At 68.5% G+C, this 18,142-nt stretch carries 15 protein-coding genes and 1 tRNA gene; 12 read left to right on the top strand and 4 right to left on the bottom strand.

The window, feature by feature from the left end; genetic code table 11:
- Window positions 1-122 precede the first annotated feature (122 nt).
- Window positions 123-1,508: a hypothetical protein gene (locus NY1_RS37615; RefSeq protein ID WP_067722135.1), complete on the top strand. Its 1,386-nt coding sequence runs from the start codon at window positions 123-125 to the stop codon at window positions 1,506-1,508.
- Here the strand turns inward: NY1_RS37615 and NY1_RS37610 are convergent.
- Entirely contained in the window at window positions 1,463-2,734 is a 1,272-nt protein-coding gene (locus NY1_RS37610; protein ID WP_067722133.1) for an alpha/beta hydrolase family protein, read from the bottom strand. The genes NY1_RS37615 and NY1_RS37610 overlap by 46 nt on opposite strands.
- A gap of 123 nt (window positions 2,735-2,857) precedes the next feature.
- On the opposite strand from NY1_RS37610, the gene NY1_RS37605 reads away from it, so the two are divergent.
- On the top strand, window positions 2,858-3,661 hold the full coding sequence (locus NY1_RS37605) for an SDR family oxidoreductase (protein WP_067722131.1): 804 nt from the start codon (window positions 2,858-2,860) through the stop codon (window positions 3,659-3,661).
- A 57-nt stretch (window positions 3,662-3,718) separates the two neighbouring features.
- On the opposite strand, the gene NY1_RS37600 is transcribed toward NY1_RS37605, so the two are convergent.
- From NY1_RS37600 to NY1_RS37590, 3 genes are all read right to left on the bottom strand, one after another.
- Window positions 3,719-3,791, bottom strand: a tRNA-Arg gene (locus tag NY1_RS37600).
- Window positions 3,792-3,906: 115 nt separating this feature from the next.
- Entirely contained in the window at window positions 3,907-4,638 is a 732-nt protein-coding gene (locus NY1_RS37595) for a DUF305 domain-containing protein (RefSeq protein ID WP_067722129.1), read from the bottom strand.
- On the bottom strand, window positions 4,638-5,591 hold the full coding sequence (locus NY1_RS37590; protein ID WP_067722127.1) for a thioredoxin-like domain-containing protein: 954 nt from the start codon (window positions 5,589-5,591) through the stop codon (window positions 4,638-4,640). Before NY1_RS37590 ends, NY1_RS37595 begins: the two co-directional genes overlap by 1 nt.
- A 123-nt stretch (window positions 5,592-5,714) precedes the next feature.
- Between NY1_RS37590 and argS the strand changes: the two genes are divergently transcribed.
- The 10 genes from argS (at window position 5,715) to prmC (ending at window position 18,125) form a co-directional block, all read left to right on the top strand.
- The gene (gene argS / locus NY1_RS37585) at window positions 5,715-7,373 is read left to right on the top strand and encodes an arginine--tRNA ligase (RefSeq protein ID WP_067722125.1); all 1,659 of its coding nucleotides are present in this window, start codon (window positions 5,715-5,717) and stop codon (window positions 7,371-7,373) included.
- Complete coding sequence (gene lysA, locus NY1_RS37580; RefSeq protein WP_067722123.1) at window positions 7,374-8,795, top strand: diaminopimelate decarboxylase; 1,422 nt, start codon at window positions 7,374-7,376, stop codon at window positions 8,793-8,795. It abuts the gene before it with no gap.
- Complete coding sequence (locus NY1_RS37575) at window positions 8,792-10,126, top strand: homoserine dehydrogenase (protein WP_067722121.1); 1,335 nt, start codon at window positions 8,792-8,794, stop codon at window positions 10,124-10,126. The genes lysA and NY1_RS37575 overlap by 4 nt, the downstream gene beginning before the upstream one ends.
- A complete protein-coding gene (thrC, locus tag NY1_RS37570; RefSeq protein WP_067722119.1) occupies window positions 10,123-11,211 on the top strand; it encodes a threonine synthase in 1,089 nt (362 codons plus the stop codon). Before NY1_RS37575 ends, thrC begins: the two co-directional genes overlap by 4 nt.
- A 26-nt stretch (window positions 11,212-11,237) precedes the next feature.
- On the top strand, window positions 11,238-12,191 hold the full coding sequence (thrB, locus tag NY1_RS37565; protein WP_067722190.1) for a homoserine kinase: 954 nt from the start codon (window positions 11,238-11,240) through the stop codon (window positions 12,189-12,191).
- 368 nt (window positions 12,192-12,559) lie between these two features.
- Window positions 12,560-14,608: a transcription termination factor Rho gene (gene rho, locus NY1_RS37560; protein WP_084536097.1), complete on the top strand. Its 2,049-nt coding sequence runs from the start codon at window positions 12,560-12,562 to the stop codon at window positions 14,606-14,608.
- 619 nt (window positions 14,609-15,227) lie between these two features.
- Entirely contained in the window at window positions 15,228-15,557 is a 330-nt protein-coding gene (locus NY1_RS43930; protein ID WP_169815462.1) for a hypothetical protein, read from the top strand.
- A 159-nt stretch (window positions 15,558-15,716) separates the two neighbouring features.
- On the top strand, window positions 15,717-15,938 hold the full coding sequence (gene rpmE / locus NY1_RS37550) for a 50S ribosomal protein L31 (RefSeq protein WP_067722113.1): 222 nt from the start codon (window positions 15,717-15,719) through the stop codon (window positions 15,936-15,938).
- A 120-nt stretch (window positions 15,939-16,058) separates the two neighbouring features.
- Entirely contained in the window at window positions 16,059-17,141 is a 1,083-nt protein-coding gene (gene prfA, locus NY1_RS37545) for a peptide chain release factor 1 (RefSeq protein ID WP_067722111.1), read from the top strand.
- 105 nt (window positions 17,142-17,246) lie between these two features.
- The gene (prmC, locus tag NY1_RS37540) at window positions 17,247-18,125 is read left to right on the top strand and encodes a peptide chain release factor N(5)-glutamine methyltransferase (protein ID WP_067722109.1); all 879 of its coding nucleotides are present in this window, start codon (window positions 17,247-17,249) and stop codon (window positions 18,123-18,125) included.
- Window positions 18,126-18,142: the final 17 nt, after the last annotated feature.

The following is an 18,142-nucleotide window of genomic DNA, read 5'->3' as shown; positions in this document are numbered from 1 at the left end:
GGACTATGAGGAAAGTCACCGCGTCGGCCCTTGTGGTCGCTTGTTGTTAGCCTGTGAGTAAGTTTGCTGATTCTTTTGCTTGCAGCGCGATAGGCGTCGCATCACCGACAGGTAGGTGAGAGATGGGCGCGAAATTCGCGATGGCCCGACCGGCCCCAGTGGCCGCCATGCCCGATTTGCGCAGGTTCGCGGGGCAGCTCGAGGGCATCGCGGCTTTCCTCGGCGCAGTGGTCGCCGGACTGTTGCTGATGGCCCCGCTCGATCTGGCGTGGACCGCCGAGGGTCCGATCCTGCAACTCGACATGCTGGTGCTCAATATGCCCCGCGCCGCCGCCGCGGGCGCCATCTTCGCCGCGGTGGCCGCCGCGCTCGCCGTCGCCCTGGGCCGCCGCACCGCCTGGGTTGCCGCCTTCGGCAGCCTGCTGGTGCTGTTCGCCGGGCATCTGACCGACCGGGACGTGGCCACCACCGGCACCCTCACCACCGTCAACTACATCGACTCCATCTTCGGCGGCATCCTGCTGGGCGCGCTGGCGGTGGCCGCCTTCGGCACACCGCTCACCCGCGCCGCCTTCCTGATCGGCGCGCTGTCGGCCATCCTCATCGGCGATCTCACCGCCCTGCCCGCCGGGCACGCCGGCGACCGCTCGCTCATCGAATGGGCCGCCAGCGGCACACCGCCGCTGTGGCTGCTGCTGCTCACCGTGCCGGCACTGGCCTGCGCCCTGCTGATGCAATGGCTGCGGCCCACCGAGGAGGAGACCTCGGATCTGCCCATCGGCCCCATCCTGGCCGCGCTGCTGCTGGTCGTCACCGTGGCGTTCTCCACCGAATGGTTCGTCCGGCACACCGACAATCTGCCGAATGTCGCGGTGGTGGCGGTGGGCACCGTACTGGCCGGGCTGGTGGCCGCGCTGCTGCTCCCGGGCCGGGACGGGGCGGTGCTGCTGCTCATGATCGCGGTCACCAATGCGGGCAGCGCGATAGTGGCGGTGCCCCGGCCGGATTGGAGCGCGCCCATCCCGATCGCCGCCGTCGCGGCGGGCTATTTCGCCGGCCGGCGCTTCCCCTCGCCGTGGATCGGGCTGGCCGGGATCGCCGCCCTGTCGGTCTTCGCGGGGGCCACCGCGAACCAGGCCCACACCGGTGCAATGCTGCCGGTCCTCGGCATCACCGCGATCGGACTGGTGACGGGTTACTGCTTCGCCGCCACCTTGCCGAGCGGAGCGCCCGGCGTGGCGGTGGGATTGGCCGTACTGCTGGTGCCCTGCCTGGTGATCGCCATGCGCGGCAACAGTTTCGGCCGGGTGGCGTATTCACCGCGCTGGTATCGCGACCCGCAGGGGCTGACCTCGGCGGCCCCCGGCTGGGCGGCGCTGGGCGTCACGGCCGGATGCGCGCTGGCCTTGGCGTTGCTCTATCGCATCCGCCGGCGTCCGGCGGCCGCGAAGCTGCGCCCGGATCAGCGGCCGAATCTGGCGTCGACCCAGGCCAGCGCATCGCGATAGGACGCCTCCAGCACGCCGCGATGGTCGATGCCCGGATAGCCGCGGTACTCCACCGGACGGCCGGACGCGCGCTGCTGGATCACCATGGCATCGGTGGCGACCGCGGGCACGGTGGTATCGGCGCGCCCCTGTAGCACCAGCAGCGGTTGCGTGAAAGGCAATGCGCCGGGGTCGTTTTCGTCGAGCACCCGGGACAATGCGGTGATATCGCCGTTCGGCGTGAACACCTCGGCGGCGTTCAGCCCGCCCCATTCGTCGGCCTGCCGCAACTGCCCGATGCAGCCGGTGTCGGCCAACGCCAGCATGCCGTCGGCGTGCCGGGTCAGGAAGCGGGCCGGATCGACCACGGTGACGGTCTGCGCGCCCCGGATGATCAGGGGCAGAAAGGAAGTCGCGCCGCCGGTGAGCGGCGCCAGCACCGGCGCGGCGCCGGCCGTGGTGGCCAGTTGCGACGCCTGTAGGCCCAGCCCCTGATGCGAGGCGGGGGCCAGCGCGACCGCGCCGAGCAGTTCCAGGTCCGGAGCCCATTGCCGCGCTTGGGAATTGGTGAAGACGGCGGCCTGCCCGCCCTGGGAATGCCCGACCGCCACCCAGCGGGTGCCGATCTCGGCATCGATTTCCCGTGCGGCCCGGGCCATATCGGTGACGGCGCGCTGCTCGGCCGTCCCGATCAGATAGCCGTGCGGTCCGGGCGTGCCCAGGCCCTGGTAATCCGTCTGCGCCACCGCGTAACCGGCGGCCACCCACTGTTCCTGGACCCGGCGCACCAGGGCGGTGTAATCGTGCGCCGGATACTCGGGCGAGGAATCCAGCGAGGGCGCGCACATATCGGCCACGCCGGTGGTGCCGTGCGCCCAGGAGATGAGCGGCCAGCCGCCGGGCGGGGGAGTGCCCTCGGGGATCGCGACGGTGCCGGAGACGGCGACGGTGCGGCCCTGCATATCCATCGACCGGTACAGCACCAGGTAGTTGCGCGCGCCCGCCAAGCCGGGATCGCCGGTGATCGATCGCAATTGGATGACCGAACCGTGCGGCCCCGCCACCAGTTCCGCGGCCGGGGTGTAGAAGGCCAGGGGGTCGGGTTCCCCGGCGGCGGCGGCCGTGCCCGTCGCGGTCACCATTCCGATGCTGGTCAGGGCGGCCGCGAGAGCGGGCGTGAGTCGTCCGGAACGCCGGGCGCGCCGAGCTGCCGGATGTGGCGCGGAGGCGTTTCCGATGTCCGACATGTCCAAAAACATACCGTTCCGTTGATCTCCGTGGTGGCAATGAACCCGCCCGTGTCACACCCGGGCCGGCTGTCCCGTCATCCCTGTGAACCCGGAAACAGAGCGCGGAGAAAAGAGCGGACGATGACCATCGAGAACCAGAACACCAAGGCGCACAACCGGATTGCCGTCGCTGGCGCCACCGGGCGGCTGGGCCGCCACGTGGTGGCGGTGCTGCGCGAGCAGGGTCACGAGGTGGTGGAGATGTCCCGTTCCCAGGGCGTGGACGTGGTCACCGGCGCGGGCTTGGCGGAGGCGCTGACCGGAGTCGACACGATCATCGACGCCTCCAGCACGCCGTCCCCCGACCTGGCGGTCGCCACCGAATTCTTCACCGCCTCGGCCCGCAATCTGCATGCCGCCGGGCAGGCCGCCGGGGTGCGGCGGCTGGTGGTCGTCTCCATCATCGGAATCAATGCCGCCGCAGCCGGATACAACCTGGCCAAGCAGATTCACGAGCGGGAGGTGCTCGCCGGTCCGGTGCCCGCGGTGATCCTGCGCGCCGCCCAGTTCCACGAATTCGTCGAACTGCTGCTGCGCTGGGGCACGCGGGGGGAGACCGCGAACCTGCCGAAGATGCGCACCCAGCTGGTCGCGGCCCGCACCGTGGCCGAGGAACTGGTCCGGCTGGCCTTCGATCCCGAAGCCACTGCCGCGGTTCCCTTCCCGGAGATCGCGGGCCCGCGCGAGGAGCGCCTGGCCGAGGCGGCCGCGCAGCTCGCCGAACACCTCGAACTGCCGGTGACGGTGGACGAGGTTTCCGATCCCGCCAATCCCGACACCCCGCTGAACGAGAACGGCGGCCTGCTTCCCAACGCGCACGCGCGCCTGGCCGGGCCCACCTTCGCCGAATGGCTGGCCGCGCAGCGCGAATCGGTCACCGCCTGAGCCGGCCCCGCGAACGAGTAAGGCCCCGACCGTGGTTCACGGTCGGGGCCTTATCGGTGCCCTCGGCAGGAATCGAACCTGCGGCCTTTTGCTCCGGAGGCAAACGCTCTATCCCCTGAGCTACGAGGGCGGGGATGGTCCCGCTCGGGTTTCCTCGAGCAGGCTGGGAAAGCCTATCGCATTGGGTGCGCTGCGCCAAAAACCGGTGTGGACCGGGCGTTTTGCGGCCCGATCCACCCTCGGATTCAGTTCATCGGCAGCGGCGCGGAGCCGCGGGCCGCGAGCATCTGGGTCATCAGTTCGGCCTCGCTGGTCTGCGTCTTGGCCATGCTCTGCGCCAGCGCGCGCACCACATCGGTGTCGGCGCGCTGCTCGGCGTACTCGATCATGCCCATACCGCCCTGGTGGTGGCGCAGCATGAGTTGCAGGAACTGGATGTCCAGCGCGGTGCCGGTGGCCTTCTTCAGCGCCGCCAGCTCGTCCTGAGATGCCATGCCGGGCATGGTGTTCATCGGCCCGGTGTGCGCCGCGGTGCCGCCGCCGTGATGCGAGGCCCCGGAAGTGCCTGTCATCCAGGACATGTAGCCGTCGGTGGCGAGGAACGGTTCGCCCCAGCCCTGCAACCAGGCCTGCATGCGGCCGATCTGGTTCTGCTGGGTGGTGAGGATGTCGTAGGCGAGCCGCTTCACGTCCGGATCGGTGGAACCGCTCAGCGCCACCGCCGACATCTCCACCGCCTGGGCGTGATGCACCGACATGTCTTGGCTGAAGCCGATATCCACCGGATTCGGATCGGCCTTGCCGGCTTTCTCCAGCGGAATGTGGGCGAACAGGCCGAGCGCCACGCCGATCAGCAGGACGCCGATGACGCCCAGCACCAGCAGCGCGGTGCGCTGACTCCGCTGCGGGGCGGCCGGATCGGCGTCCGGGGCCTGGTCGTGATCGAAGACGTCGTCGCCGGACACGAGGGGCGGCATCACTGGCCCGGCTGCTGCTGACCGGCCTGCGGCTCGGTCTGCGGGGCCTCGGCCGGGTTCGGAATGCTCGGCACGCCCTCGGGCGTCAGGCCGGCGCCGCCGAGGCCGCCGGTCGGGTCGATGCCGGTGAGACCGCCGGGCAGACCGGTCAGGCCGCCGGGCATGCCCGGAATGCTGCCCAGGCCGCCGCTGCCCTCGTTCTGCACCTTGGTCGCGCCCTTACCGTCCATCGGTACCGCGTCCGGGCCCGGGGCCGACGCGTCGAAGGCGGGCGGGTTCTTGGTGTCGAAGGTCGGGTTGGAGCAGCTCGCGCCCACCTCGGGGTAGAACTTCTCGTTCAGGCGCAGATCCTTGATGAAGCGGTCCACGCGCGAATCGCTCACGCTCTGCACCTTCAGCTGATGGCCCCACGACATCAGCGCGACCGGGGCGTCCAGGCCCGGGTACGGCGACATCAGCGAGTAGGGCTTGCCGGCCACCTTCTGCTTCAGGGTGTCGATGCCGGCCGCGTCCACCTTGTCCGGGTTGTAGGCGATCCAGACCGCGCCGTGCTCCAGCGAATGCACCGCGTTCTCGGTGCGGATGGCCTTCTCGTAGACCGTGCCCATGCAATCGGCCCAGGAACCGTCGTGCGGGCCGCCGAAGGGCGGGGCCTGGTCGTAGGCCACGCGCTGGGTGGAGGCCACGTGCAACCCGGCCGGGTAGTCCTTCTTGACGATGCCGTCGATGTACGCGGAAGGGTTCTTGAGCTCTTCCTTGGCGTTGTACTTCGGCACCAGATAGGCCGCGATTCCGCCGATCAGGGCGAGAATCGACACCACGGCCGCGATGGTCAGCCAGGGAATCTGACGCTTGCCGCCGACTTTGCCACCCCCGCCGCGTTTCTTGGACGGGGCGGACTTGCCCGCCGCCTTGATGGCCTTGGCCGACTTGGCGCTGGTCCTGCTCGGCATGGTTTTGGTGCTCTTTTCGACGTATCGGACAATCAAACGGTGCGGCCGCATCGTTTGCTGGGCGCCTGCCCGGTAGGTGCCCGCGCGCGGCGGTTACCTGCTCAGACCATAGGATAGTGACTCGTGACTCCAGCTGACCTTGCAGATCTCCTTCGTGCCACAGCGGCGAAGGTACTTGTCGAACGCGGATCCGACCCAGCGGTCCTGCCCGACGAGGTCAAGGTGGAGCGTCCCCGCAACCCCGAGCACGGTGACTATGCCACGAATGTGGCGCTGCAGGTAGGGAAGAAGGCGGGAATCAACCCCCGTGAATTCGCGAACCTGCTGGCCGAGGCGCTGTCGGACGCCGAGGGCATCGAGGTCGCCGAGGTCGCGGGCCCGGGCTTCCTGAACATCCGGCTGGCCAAGGCCGCGCAGGGCGCCATCGTGGAGAAGATCCTGGCCGCCGGCGCGAAGTACGGCACCGCGGACGCGCTGGCCGGCACGAAGATCAACCTGGAATTCGTGTCCGCCAACCCCACCGGACCCATCCACCTGGGCGGCACCCGCTGGGCCTCGGTCGGCGACGCGCTGGGCCGCATCTTGACCGCGCAGGGCGGCGCGGTGACCCGGGAGTACTACTTCAACGATCACGGCGCGCAGATCGACCGCTACGCCAATTCGCTGGTGGCCGCCGCGCTGGGACAGCCGACCCCCGAGGACGGCTACGCGGGCGCGTACATCAACGAGATCGCCGACACCGTCGTCAAGGCCAATCCGGGCGTGCTGGAACTCCCGGAGACCGAACGGCACGAGCTGTTCCGCCGCGAGGGCGTCGAGCTGATGTTCGCCCACATCAAGCAGACCCTGCACGATTTCGGCACCGACTTCGACGTGTACTTCAACGAGAGCTCGCTGTTCGCCAGCGGCGCGGTGGAGCAGGCCCTGGAAACCCTCAAGGCGTCCGGGAACCTGTACGAGAAGGACGGCGCGTGGTGGATCGCCTCCACCGAGTACGGCGACGACAAGGACCGCGTCGTCATCAAGAGCGACGGCAAGTCCGCCTACATCGGCGGTGACATCGCCTACTTCCAGAACAAGCGCTCGCGCGGGTTCGACCTGTGCATCTACATGCTGGGCGCGGACCATCACGGCTACATCGGCCGGTTGAAGGCCGCCGCGGCCGCGTTCGGCGACAACCCGGACACCGTCGAGGTGCTCATCGGCCAGATGGTGAACCTGGTCAAGGACGGCAAGGCCGTCAAGATGAGCAAGCGCGCGGGAACCGTTGTCACCCTGGACGATCTGGTCGAGATGATCGGCGTCGACGCCGCGCGCTACGCGCTGGTGCGGTCCTCGGTGAACTCCAGCATCGATATCGACCTGGACCTGTGGACCCGGACCGACAACGAGAACCCGGTCTACTACGTGCAGTACGCGCACGCCCGCACCAATTCCATCATCGGCAATGCCGCCGCCTTCGGATTCGAGGCCGTCCCCGCCGATTTCGCGCTCGCGAGCTCGAGCCGGGAAGGCGATCTGATCCGCACCCTGGGCGAGTTCCCGCGCGTGGTGGCCACCGCCGCCGAACTGCGGGAGCCGCATCGCATCGCCCGCTACCTGGAGGATCTGGCCGGCGTCTACCACGCCTTCCAGTCCGACAACGACATGCGGGTCATCCCGCAGGGCGACGATCCCGTCACCCCCTTGAACTCGGCTCGGCTCGAGCTGGTCAAAGCCACCCGTCAGGTTCTCGCCAACGGCCTCGGCCTGCTAGGCGTCAGTGCACCGGAGCGTATGTAGATGAGTGCCCACCCCGCCGGTCCCCGTCACGCGGACATCCCGCACGCCCCGGGTCTGCCGGAGCGTCCCGCCGATCCGAAGCAGATGATCGAGCTGCCCGCGAATGTGTGGCCGCGCAACGCATCCCGCGATCAGGACGGCGTCGTGCTGTTCGCGGGCGTGCCGGTGCACGAGCTGGCCGCCGAATACGGCACCCCGCTGTTCGTCATCGACGAGGACGACTTCCGTTCCCGCTGCCGCGATATGGTGCGCGCCTTCGGCGAGGGCTCGCGAGTCCACTACGCCTCCAAGGCTTTCCTGTGCGGCGAGATCGCCCGCTGGATCCGCGACGAGGGCCTGCACCTGGACGTGTGCTCCGCCGGCGAGCTGTCGGTGGCGCTGCACGCCGGGTTCCCGGCCGAGCGGATCGCCCTGCACGGCAACAACAAATCGGTGCCGGAGCTGGAGCTGGCGGTCGCGCGCGGCGTCGGGCACGTGGTGCTGGACTCCATGATCGAGATCGAGCGCCTGGACACCGTCGCCAAGCGCGCCGGCCGGGTGCAGGACGTGCTGGTCCGGATCACCGTCGGCGTGGAAGCCCATACCCACGAATACATCTCGACCGCGCACGAGGATCAGAAGTTCGGCTTCTCGATCGCCAGCGGCGATGCCATGCAGGCCATCGCCCGGGTCTTCGAGTCCGACAATCTGCGCCTGGTCGGGCTGCACTCGCACATCGGCTCGCAGATCTTCGAGATCGACGGCTTCGAGATCTCCACCCGCCGCATGCTGGGCGTGTTGCGCGAGGTCGCCGACAAGTTCGGCGCCGAACGCGCCGCGCAGGTGCACATTCTGGATCTCGGTGGCGGCCTGGGTATTTCGTACCTGCCGCACGAGGATCCGCCGGCCCTCGACGATTTCGCCGCCAACCTGCGGCGCATCGTCGCAGAGGAGGCCGAGCGCGCGGGGCTGCCGGTCCCGACCATCGCCGTCGAGCCGGGCCGCGCCATCGCGGGGCCGGGCACCGTGACCTTGTACGAGGTCGGCACCATCAAAGATGTTGTGCTCGACGGGGGTAATCGCCGACGCTATGTCAGCGTCGACGGCGGCATGAGCGACAACATTCGCCCTGCCCTGTATCAAGCGGAGTACGACTGCCGATTGGTTTCGCGGAGTAGCGATTCCGGTCCGGTGGTCGCACGAGTCGTCGGAAAGCATTGCGAGAGCGGGGATATCGTCATTCGCGATACCTGGCTCCCCGCCGATGTGGGCCCCGGCGACCTGGTGGCGGTGGCCGCGACCGGCGCGTACTGCTACTCGATGTCGAGCCGCTACAACCTGCTCACCCGGCCCGCCGTGGTCGCTGTGCGGGATGGCAAGGCGCGCTTGATTCTCCGCCGTGAAACGGTGGAGGACCTACTGAGCTTGGAGGTGAACGCATGACCGAGGTCGCTAACAAGACCGGTGTGTGGGGATCGGATCATCCGATCGGCGTGGCGGTCCTCGGCATGGGCACGGTCGGTACCGAGGTGGTTCGCATCATTCGCGATCACGCGGACGATCTGTGCAACCGTGTCGGCGCGCCCGTCGTGCTGCGCGGGGTGGCCGTCCGGGACCTGAAGAAGGATCGCGGCATCGCGGCCGAGCTGCTCACCACCGATGCCGAAACCCTCGTCACCCGTGACGATGTGGATATCGTGGTCGAGCTCATGGGCGGCATCGATCCGGCTCGCGCCCTGATCACCGCCGCGCTGAACGCGGGCAAGTCCGTCGTCACCGCCAACAAGGCGCTGCTGGCCGACTACACCGGCGAACTGGCCAATGCGGCCGAGAACCACCGCGCCGACCTGTATTTCGAGGCCGCGGTCGCGGGCGCGATCCCGGTCGTGCGCCCGCTCATCCAGTCGCTGTCCGGCGACCGGGTGAACCGGGTGGTCGGCATCGTCAACGGCACCACCAACTTCATCCTCTCGGCGATGGCCGAGACCGGCGCGGACTACGACGACGTGCTCGCCGAGGCCACCCGCCTGGGCTACGCGGAGGCCGATCCGACCGCCGATGTCGAGGGCTACGACGCCGCCGCCAAGGCCGCGATCCTGGCCTCGGTGGCCTTCCACACCCGCGTCACCTCCGGCGATGTCTATCGCGAGGGCATCTCCAAGATCACCTCCGAGGATCTGGAGACCGCCGCGGCCGTCGGCTGCACCGTGAAGCTGCTGGCCATGGCCGAGCGCGTGGTGGACGAGGGCGGCAAGGAGCAGATCTCGGCCCGCGTCTACCCGGCGCTCATCCCGCGCAAGCACCCGCTGGCCTCGGTCAGCGGCGCGTTCAACGCCGTGGTGGTGGAGGCCGAGAACGCCGGCCGCCTGATGTTCTACGGTCAGGGCGCCGGCGGCGCGCCCACCGCGTCGGCCGTGATGGGCGACGTGGTGATGGCGGCGCGCAACAAGTTCTACGGTGGCCGCGCGCCGGGCGAATCGGTTTATGCTGAGCTGCCGATCGCGTCGATCGGCGACACCCCGACCCGCTACCACGTGAACCTGCAGGTAGCCGACCGCACCGGTGTGCTGGAAGCGGTCGCCGGTGAGTTCGCCAAGCACGGTGTGAGCATCTCGACGGTCCGCCAGGAAGGCCACGACGAAGGCGCTCGCCTGGTCGTGGTGACCCACCACGCGCAGGAATCGGCCCTGGCCGATACCGTTGCGGCGTTGGCCGAACTGGACTCCGTCACGTCCGTGACCAGTGTTCTGAGATTGGAAGGCACCGAGGAATGAGTGCAACCGCACGAGCTGCAGCCGTGCACACCCCGTGGCCCGGCCTGATCAATGCCTATCGGGATCGTCTCCCGATTCCGGCCGACTGGGAAGCCGTCACCCTTTTCGAGGGCGGTACTCCACTGGTGCCCGCACATCATCTGTCCGAGCTGACCGGCTGTGAGGTGTACCTCAAGGTCGAGGGTGCGAACCCGACCGGTTCGTTCAAGGACCGTGGCATGACCATGGCCATGACCGATGCCAAGTACAACGGCAAGACCGCGGTGCTGTGCGCCTCCACCGGCAACACCTCGGCCTCGGCCGCCGCCTACGCCACCCGCGCGGGCCTGCACTGCGCGGTGCTGATCCCGCAGGGCAAGATCGCCATGGGCAAACTGGCCCAGGCGGTCATGCTGGGCGCGAAGATCATTCAGGTGGACGGCAACTTCGACGACTGCCTGGAGCTGGCCCGCAAGGTGACCGCGGAATTCCCGTCGGTCGGCCTGGTCAACTCGGTCAACCCGGCCCGTATCGAGGGCCAGAAGACCGCGGCCTTCGAAATCGCGGACGCCCTGGGCAAGGCCCCCGACGTGCACGTGCTCCCGGTCGGCAACGCGGGCAATATCACCGCGTACTGGAAGGGCTACAGCGAGTACTACGCCGACGGCGTCACCACCTCGCGCCCGCGCATGCTCGGCGTGCAGGCCGCGGGCGCCGCGCCGCTGGTCAACGGGGCTCCGGTCAAGGATCCCGAGACCATCGCCACCGCCATCCGGATCGGCGCGCCCGCCTCCTGGAACCAGGCCATGGCCGCCAAGGAAGAGTCCGGCGGCGCGTTCCGCGCGGCCACCGACGAGGAGATCCTGGCCGCGTACCGCCTGGTGGCGTCCAAGGAAGGCGTGTTCGTCGAACCCGCTTCGGCCGCTTCGGTCGCCGGTCTGCTGGCCGCCCGCCAGGAAGGCTGGCTCGATTCCGGCCTGACCGTGGTCTGCACCGTCACCGGCAACGGCCTCAAGGATCCGGACAACGCCCTCAAGGGCATGCCCGAGGTCCAGCCCATCGCGGTCGATCCGATCGCCGTCGCACACGCACTCGAGCTGGCCTGACATTGAATTCGCGCGAAGGTCAGCTGATGACCAGGACCCTGCCCGCCGGAATCTCCGTCACCGTGCGGGTTCCGGCGTCCAGTGCCAATCTGGGGCCGGGTTTCGATTCCCTCGGAATCGCTTTGGGGCTGTACGACGAGATCACGGTGTCCACCACGGACTCCGGTCTCACCATCCGCGTCGAGGGTGAAGGGGCCGCCGATGTGCCCTGGGGCCCTTCGCATCTCGTGGTGCGCGCCATCGAGCGCGGCCTGCAGGCCGCGGGCGTCTGGGCCGACGGCCTGGACGTGGTGTGCCACAACGTGATTCCGCATTCGCGGGGGATGGGTTCCTCCGCCTCGGCGGTGGTCGGCGGATTGGCCGCCGGCCGCGGTCTGGCCGCCAAGTTCGACGCCGCGCTGGCCTACGGCGACGACGTGATGGTGCAGCTGGCCTCGGAATTCGAGGGTCATCCCGACAATGCCTCGGCCAGCATCCTGGGCGGCGTGGTGGTGTCCTGGACCGAAACCGACCGTCCCGCAGACGGAAACGGCGCCGGCGACCACAATCCCCGCGTATACCGCGCGGTGCGTTTGGAACCCGAGGCCGGCCTGCGCCCCGTGGTGCTGATTCCCGAGGAGCATTCCTCCACGGCGCACACCCGCGGCCTGCTCCCGGACACGGTTCCGCACGTCGACGCGGCCTTCAATGTGTCGCGCGCGGCACTGGCGGTAGTCGCCTTGACGCAACGACCCGATCTGCTGATGGCCGCCACCGCGGATCGGCTACACCAGGGCTACCGCGCCTCGGCGCTGCCGCTCACCACGAAATGGATCGAACGGCTGCGCGCCGCGGGCATCCCGGCCACCGTTTCCGGCGCCGGTCCGACCGTGCTCGCCTTCGTGACCAGCGAATTTCCCGCGGAACTGCGTGAACTCGCGATCTCCGAAGGGTTGCGTGTGCTGGAACCGGGTATTGCCGACGGCGTCCTGGTGAATTGAGTAAAAGCCGTAATGGTGGATTGACAGCGTGCCTGCCTTGCCGACGATACGGGCGACGGCTATCCTGAGCGAGTCCGTACATCGTGCGCGTCAGACGCCGGTGCTTCATCAGGGCAAATCGCTCCAGAGGCTCCTTACTCGGGCTCGAGGCTTGAGGCTCGAAACTTGGGGGTAGCCGGTCAACTGGAATGATCTCTCCCACCTTGTCTGTCGATGAGCACAGGAATCGATGCGATAGCCCACGCGGTGGTAAGTAATCCACCAACCCGGCGAGACAGGCGATACGGCATCCGAGTCCGGCACGAGACCGGACTGCAGGAGGAACCCTCGAACAGGCACACGGCAGTCGAGGGAAGGAAAGGATTTCCGTGACAGATACGGACCTGCTCGCGACACCCGGGGTGGAAAGTCAAAATTCCTCGGGAAGCCGCGAAAGTGAATCCGGACAGATTTCGAAGATGAGCGAACAAACTGACGTCGCACGATCGGGGCTGACTGGAATGTTGTTGCCGCAGTTGCGTGCGCTTGCGGGAGAACTCGGTATTCGGGGTACTTCCGGGATGCGTAAGGGTGATCTGATCGCCGCCATCAAGGAAAATCAGTCGGGTGGTGGCTCCTCGAAGGCCACCGTGGGCAAGGCGACTCGTGGCGCCAAGGCCACCGCCGAGAGCACGGGGGAGACCGCTCCGGCCAAGGCCGAGTCCGCTCCGGCGCGCAGCGAAGCGCCGAAGACCGAGGCCAAGTCCAAGGCCGAGGTGAAGACCGAGGCTCCGGCCGAGGTTCGCGAAAACGCCAGTGAGGCGCGCGAATCCAAGCGTGACGAGGCCGGGGACAATGCGCGCGCCGAGGGCGGTGACGACAACCGCGAGGGCGGTCAGCGTGGCCGGGGCCGGCAGCGCCGCGGCCGCGAGCAGCGTGCCGCCGCCGCGACCGCCAATGCCGAGGGCAGTGCGGACGCCGGCGAGAAGACCGAGTCCGAGGGCGGCGAGCGTCGCCGCGACCGCGACCGCAACCAGCAGGGCGAGCGCAATCAGGGCGGCCGCGACCAGCAGGGCGATCGCCAGCAGGGTGAGCGCAACCAGAACGGCGGCCAGCAGAACGGCGCCCCGCGGGGCGACCGGGACCGCGATCGTGACCGTGGCGGCGATGACGACGAGCGCGGTGGACGCCGGGGCCGGCGTTTCCGGGAGCGTCGTCGTGGCCGGGACCGTGACGGCGGCGTGGCCGGTGGCGGCGAGAGCCGTGAGCGCGAGCCCGAACTGCGCGAGGACGACGTCCTGCAGCCCGTGGCGGGCATTCTCGACGTGCTCGACAACTACGCCTTCGTGCGCACCTCCGGTTACCTGGCGGGCCCGAACGACGTGTACGTGTCGATGAACCTGGTGCGCAAGAACGGCCTGCGCCGCGGTGACGCCATCACCGGTGCGGTGCGCGCGCCGCGCGACGGCGACCAGAGCAACCAGCGCCAGAAGTTCGATCCGCTGGTGCGCCTGGACACCGTCAATGGCGCGGATGTCGAAAGTGCCAAGCGCCGACCGGAATTCAGCAAGCTCACGCCGCTGTACCCGAACCAGCGCCTGCGCCTGGAGACTCAGCCCAACAAGCTGACCACCCGCATCATCGATCTGATCATGCCGATCGGCAAGGGTCAGCGCGCGCTGATCGTGTCGCCGCCCAAGGCCGGTAAGACCACGATCATGCAGGACATCGCCAACGCGATCTCCGTGAACAACCCCGAGTGCTACCTCATGGTCGTCCTGGTGGACGAGCGTCCCGAGGAAGTGACCGATATGCAGCGCTCGGTGCGCGGCGAGGTCATCGCCTCCACGTTCGACCGGCCGCCGAGCGATCACACCTCGGTCGCCGAACTCGCCATCGAGCGGGCCAAGCGACTGGTGGAAGCGGGTCAGGACGTCGTCGTGCTGCTCGACTCGATCACCCGATTGGGCCGTGCGTACAACAACTCGTCCCCGGCCTCGGGCCGAATCCTTTCCGGTGGTGTGGATTCCACCGCGCTGTACCCGCCCAAGCGGTTCCTCGGCGCGGCCCGCAATATCGAGAACGGCGGCTCGCTGACCATCATCGCCACGGCGATGGTGGAGACCGGTTCCACCGGTGACACGGTCATCTTCGAGGAGTTCAAGGGCACGGGCAACGCCGAGCTCAAGCTCGATCGCAAGATCGCCGAGCGGCGCGTGTTCCCGGCCGTCGACGTCAACCCGTCCGGCACCCGCCGCGACGATCTGCTGATGTCGGCCGACGAGGCGGCGGTGCTGCACAAGCTGCGGCGCGTGCTGTCCGGTCTGGATTCACATCAGGCGATCGACCTGCTGGTCGACCGGTTGAAGAAGACCAAGAGCAATGTCGAGTTCCTGATGACGGTCTCCAAGACCGCCCCGGGCGCCATCGACGAATAACGAGAAGAGGGGCTCCGCCACTGGCGGAGCCCCTCTTTCGTTAGGGCGACAACTGATTTCGTGAGATGCGGGTAACTCGCCGGGTACGTCCAGGATGGATTCGGCACCCAACCGCCGGCACGCATGCGAGACGGTTGACGGCATTTGGCCGGGCGCTGAAGTCGCGGGGAGGCGGGGGAGAAGAAGAACAGTCCGATCAGGGCCGCCCCGGCGATCATGAACGCCAGGATGGAAGCGGTCACGGCGTCGGACGAGCCCGACGCCGTGACCGCCGTGTAGGTGAGGGCGCCGTCCCCGTGCGGTGGGGTAGGGGCCAGGGTCTGGTTCCCCACCGCTTGGCCGGACTCCCCGGGAGCGGACCGCCACCCCACGACCACCATCAGGCTCAACGTGCCCAGGACCGCCCCCGCGACGATTTCCGCGCGCCGCCGGTGTCCTCCCCCGGTCACGGCGTGCACGGCAGCGGGGAGAAGTCCCCCGCCCGTCGCGTCCTTCCCGGTCACGTATCGCCCTTCCGATCGTCGTGGGACTCTCACCTGGACAAACTCTATGAACACGAGTGTTCGCATTCTTGAGTAGCGAACTACTCGACTTTCAGCCTCGCTCGAGCCCCGGAAATATGCGTGCCCGTATTTTCTTGGGGATCGCCGCGCAAAACGGCTACCTGCTCCCACGTAGCAAGGTCAACAGCCCGCAGGCGTCACGCGGCCACCCTGTCGCACAGTGCTTTTGGGGGCATGTGGCGTGGATCGTGCTCGCCGGCGCCGGCCCGGCGGCGGCCGACAGCACCGGGTCGTTCAATCTGCCCAATGTCCCGATCGTCACCGGATCCCTGGAAGCCGGCGGATCCGTCGCGATAGCGGACAACCTGCTGCATCTGCTGATCCGGCTACTGGACCCCTTCGTGCCCCAGTCGCCGTGCGGGGCCGCGCCGAGCTGCCAGGGCTGACCGGGGCCGGGTGGGCGGTGATCGGGCGTGGTGGCGGGGGGCTGGAATAAGTGCGTGCGGGAACCGCTTATACTGGTCCGTCGGCAACCATGCCTCAAGTCGGTTCCGGTTCACGTCTCGCGTAGGCCAGGCGACCCGGAGCCTTTCGAAAGGACACCCATGAAGGCGGGAATTCACCCCACGTATGTGGACACCACGGTCGTTTGCGGCTGTGGCAACACCTTCCAGACCAAGAGCACCAAGGAGTCGGGCCAGATCACGGTCGAGGTCTGCTCCCAGTGCCACCCGTTCTACACGGGCAAGCAGAAGATTCTGGACACCGGCGGCCGCGTGGCCCGCTTCGAGGCCCGCTACGGCAAGCGCACCAAGGCTGCCAACTAGCGACCCTGCCGACGCCCGTCCTGCTGTTCAGCAGGCCGGGCGTCGCGGCGTTTACAGGGCCTCGACATAAACTCCGGGGCGGCCCACCCGGGTACGACTCCCACAGGAGGAATTTCCGCCATGGCCGAGAAGTCCACGGCACCGTCCGCCATCGACGACATTCTGGCCGAGTACGCGGGGCTGGAACTCCAGCTCTCGGATCCGGCGCTGCACAACGACCCGGGCGCGGCCCGCAAGGTCGGGAAGCGGTTCGCCGAACTCGGGCCGATCATGGCTACCTACAACAAGCTCACCAGTGCGCGTGACGATCTGGCCGCGGCCGAGGAGCTGGCGGCCGACGACTCGTCGTTCGCGGCCGAGGTGCCGGCGCTGAAGGAACAGGTGGAGGAGCTGGACAAGCAGCTCACCGATCTGCTCGCGCCGCGCGACCCGCACGATGCCGACGATGTGGTGCTGGAAGTGAAGTCCGGCGAAGGCGGCGAGGAATCGGCGCTGTTCGCGGCCGATCTGGCGCGCATGTACATCCGGTACGCGGAACGGCACGGGTGGAAGGTCGAGGTGCTCGGCGTCACCTACTCCGATCTCGACGGGTACAAGGAAGCCACCTTCTCCATCAAGAGCAAGGAACCCACGCGCGACGGCGTGTGGTCGCGGCTCAAGTTCGAGGGCGGCGTGCACCGCGTGCAGCGCGTGCCGGTCACCGAATCCCAAGGGCGCATTCACACTTCGGCCGCCGGCGTGCTCGTCTACCCCGAGCCCGACGAGGTCGAGGAAGTGCAGATCGACGAGAAGGACCTGCGCGTCGACGTGTACCGGTCCTCCGGCAAGGGCGGTCAGGGCGTCAACACCACCGACTCGGCGGTGCGCCTCACCCACCTGCCCACCGGGCTCGTGGTGACCTGCCAGAACGAGCGCTCGCAGCTGCAGAACAAGATCCGCGCCATGCAGGTGCTGGCGGCCCGGCTCCAGGCTCTGGCCGAAGAGCAGGCCGACGCCGACGCGGCCGCGGGGCGCGCCTCGCAGATCCGCACCGTCGACCGGTCCGAACGCATTCGCACCTACAACTTCCCGGAGAACCGGATCGCCGATCACCGCATCGGGTTCAAGGCGCACAACCTCGACTCCGTCCTCGACGGCAACCTCGACGATTTGCTGGACGCGCTCGGCACCGCCGACCGCGCCTCGCGGCTCGCCGCCGAATAAGCCACGCCCGCACCGCTACCCGGTCCGCACCGAACCGCGACCGGGTAGCGGCGTGCGGGGGAGAATCGAGACCATCAGCCCAGCGCGCAGAAGCGGAGGCCTGTCATGACCAGAGTGCCCTTGCGTCCGGCCATCCGCGAAGCCATCGACATCCTGGCCGCCGCCGGGGTGCACAGCCCGGCCGCCGACGCGGAATACCTGGCCGCGCACGTGCTCGGGGTGGATCGGATGCGGCTGGCGCTCATGCCCATGCTCACCGCCGACCAGCTCGAGGAATTCCGCAAACTCGTCGCGCGGCGGGCGGAACGTGTTCCGCTGCAACACCTTACGGGGACCGCGGCGATGGGGGAGATCGATCTCGCGGTCGGCCCGGGGGTGTTCGTCCCGCGGCCGGAAACCGAACTGATCTTCGCCTGGGCGCTCGGGCAGCTCGAAGCGCTCGGACACGATCACCAGCCGATCGCGGTGGATCTGTGCACCGGGTCGGGGGCGCTGGCGCTCGCCATCGCCCATGCCCGGCCCGACGTCCAGGTGCACGCGGTCGAGCTGGATCCGGAAGCGCACGCCTGGGCCAAACGCAATGCGCTGCAACTCGCGGACGAGGGCGACACACCCATCGATCTGCACGCGGGGGACGTCACCGACCCCACCATTCTCGAGCATTTCAACGGCCGGGTGGACGTGGTGGTGTCCAATCCGCCCTACATTCCCGAGGACGCCGTACTGGATCCCGAAGTGGCGGACCACGATCCGCACCGGGCGCTGTTCGGCGGACCCGACGGGCTGGATGTCATCCGGCCGATGATCGGCACCATCGCCCGGCTGCTGCGCCCGGGCGGGACGGTCGCGGTGGAACACGACGACAGCAATGGTTCCGGCGTCGCGGCGCTCTTCACCATGCACGGCGGCTTCACCGAAGTGGTGGAGCATCCCGATCTGGCGGGTAAACCCCGCTTCGTGGTCGCGCGCCGCCGCGCCGACTGAAACTTTCTCCGATCCCA

Source organism: Nocardia yamanashiensis NBRC 100130 (assembly GCF_001613325.1).
In the GTDB taxonomy this organism is placed as follows: domain Bacteria; phylum Actinomycetota; class Actinomycetes; order Mycobacteriales; family Mycobacteriaceae; genus Nocardia; species Nocardia yamanashiensis.
The sequence above is the reverse complement of the archived record's forward strand: the minus strand, read 5'-3'. Positions and strand labels throughout refer to the sequence as shown.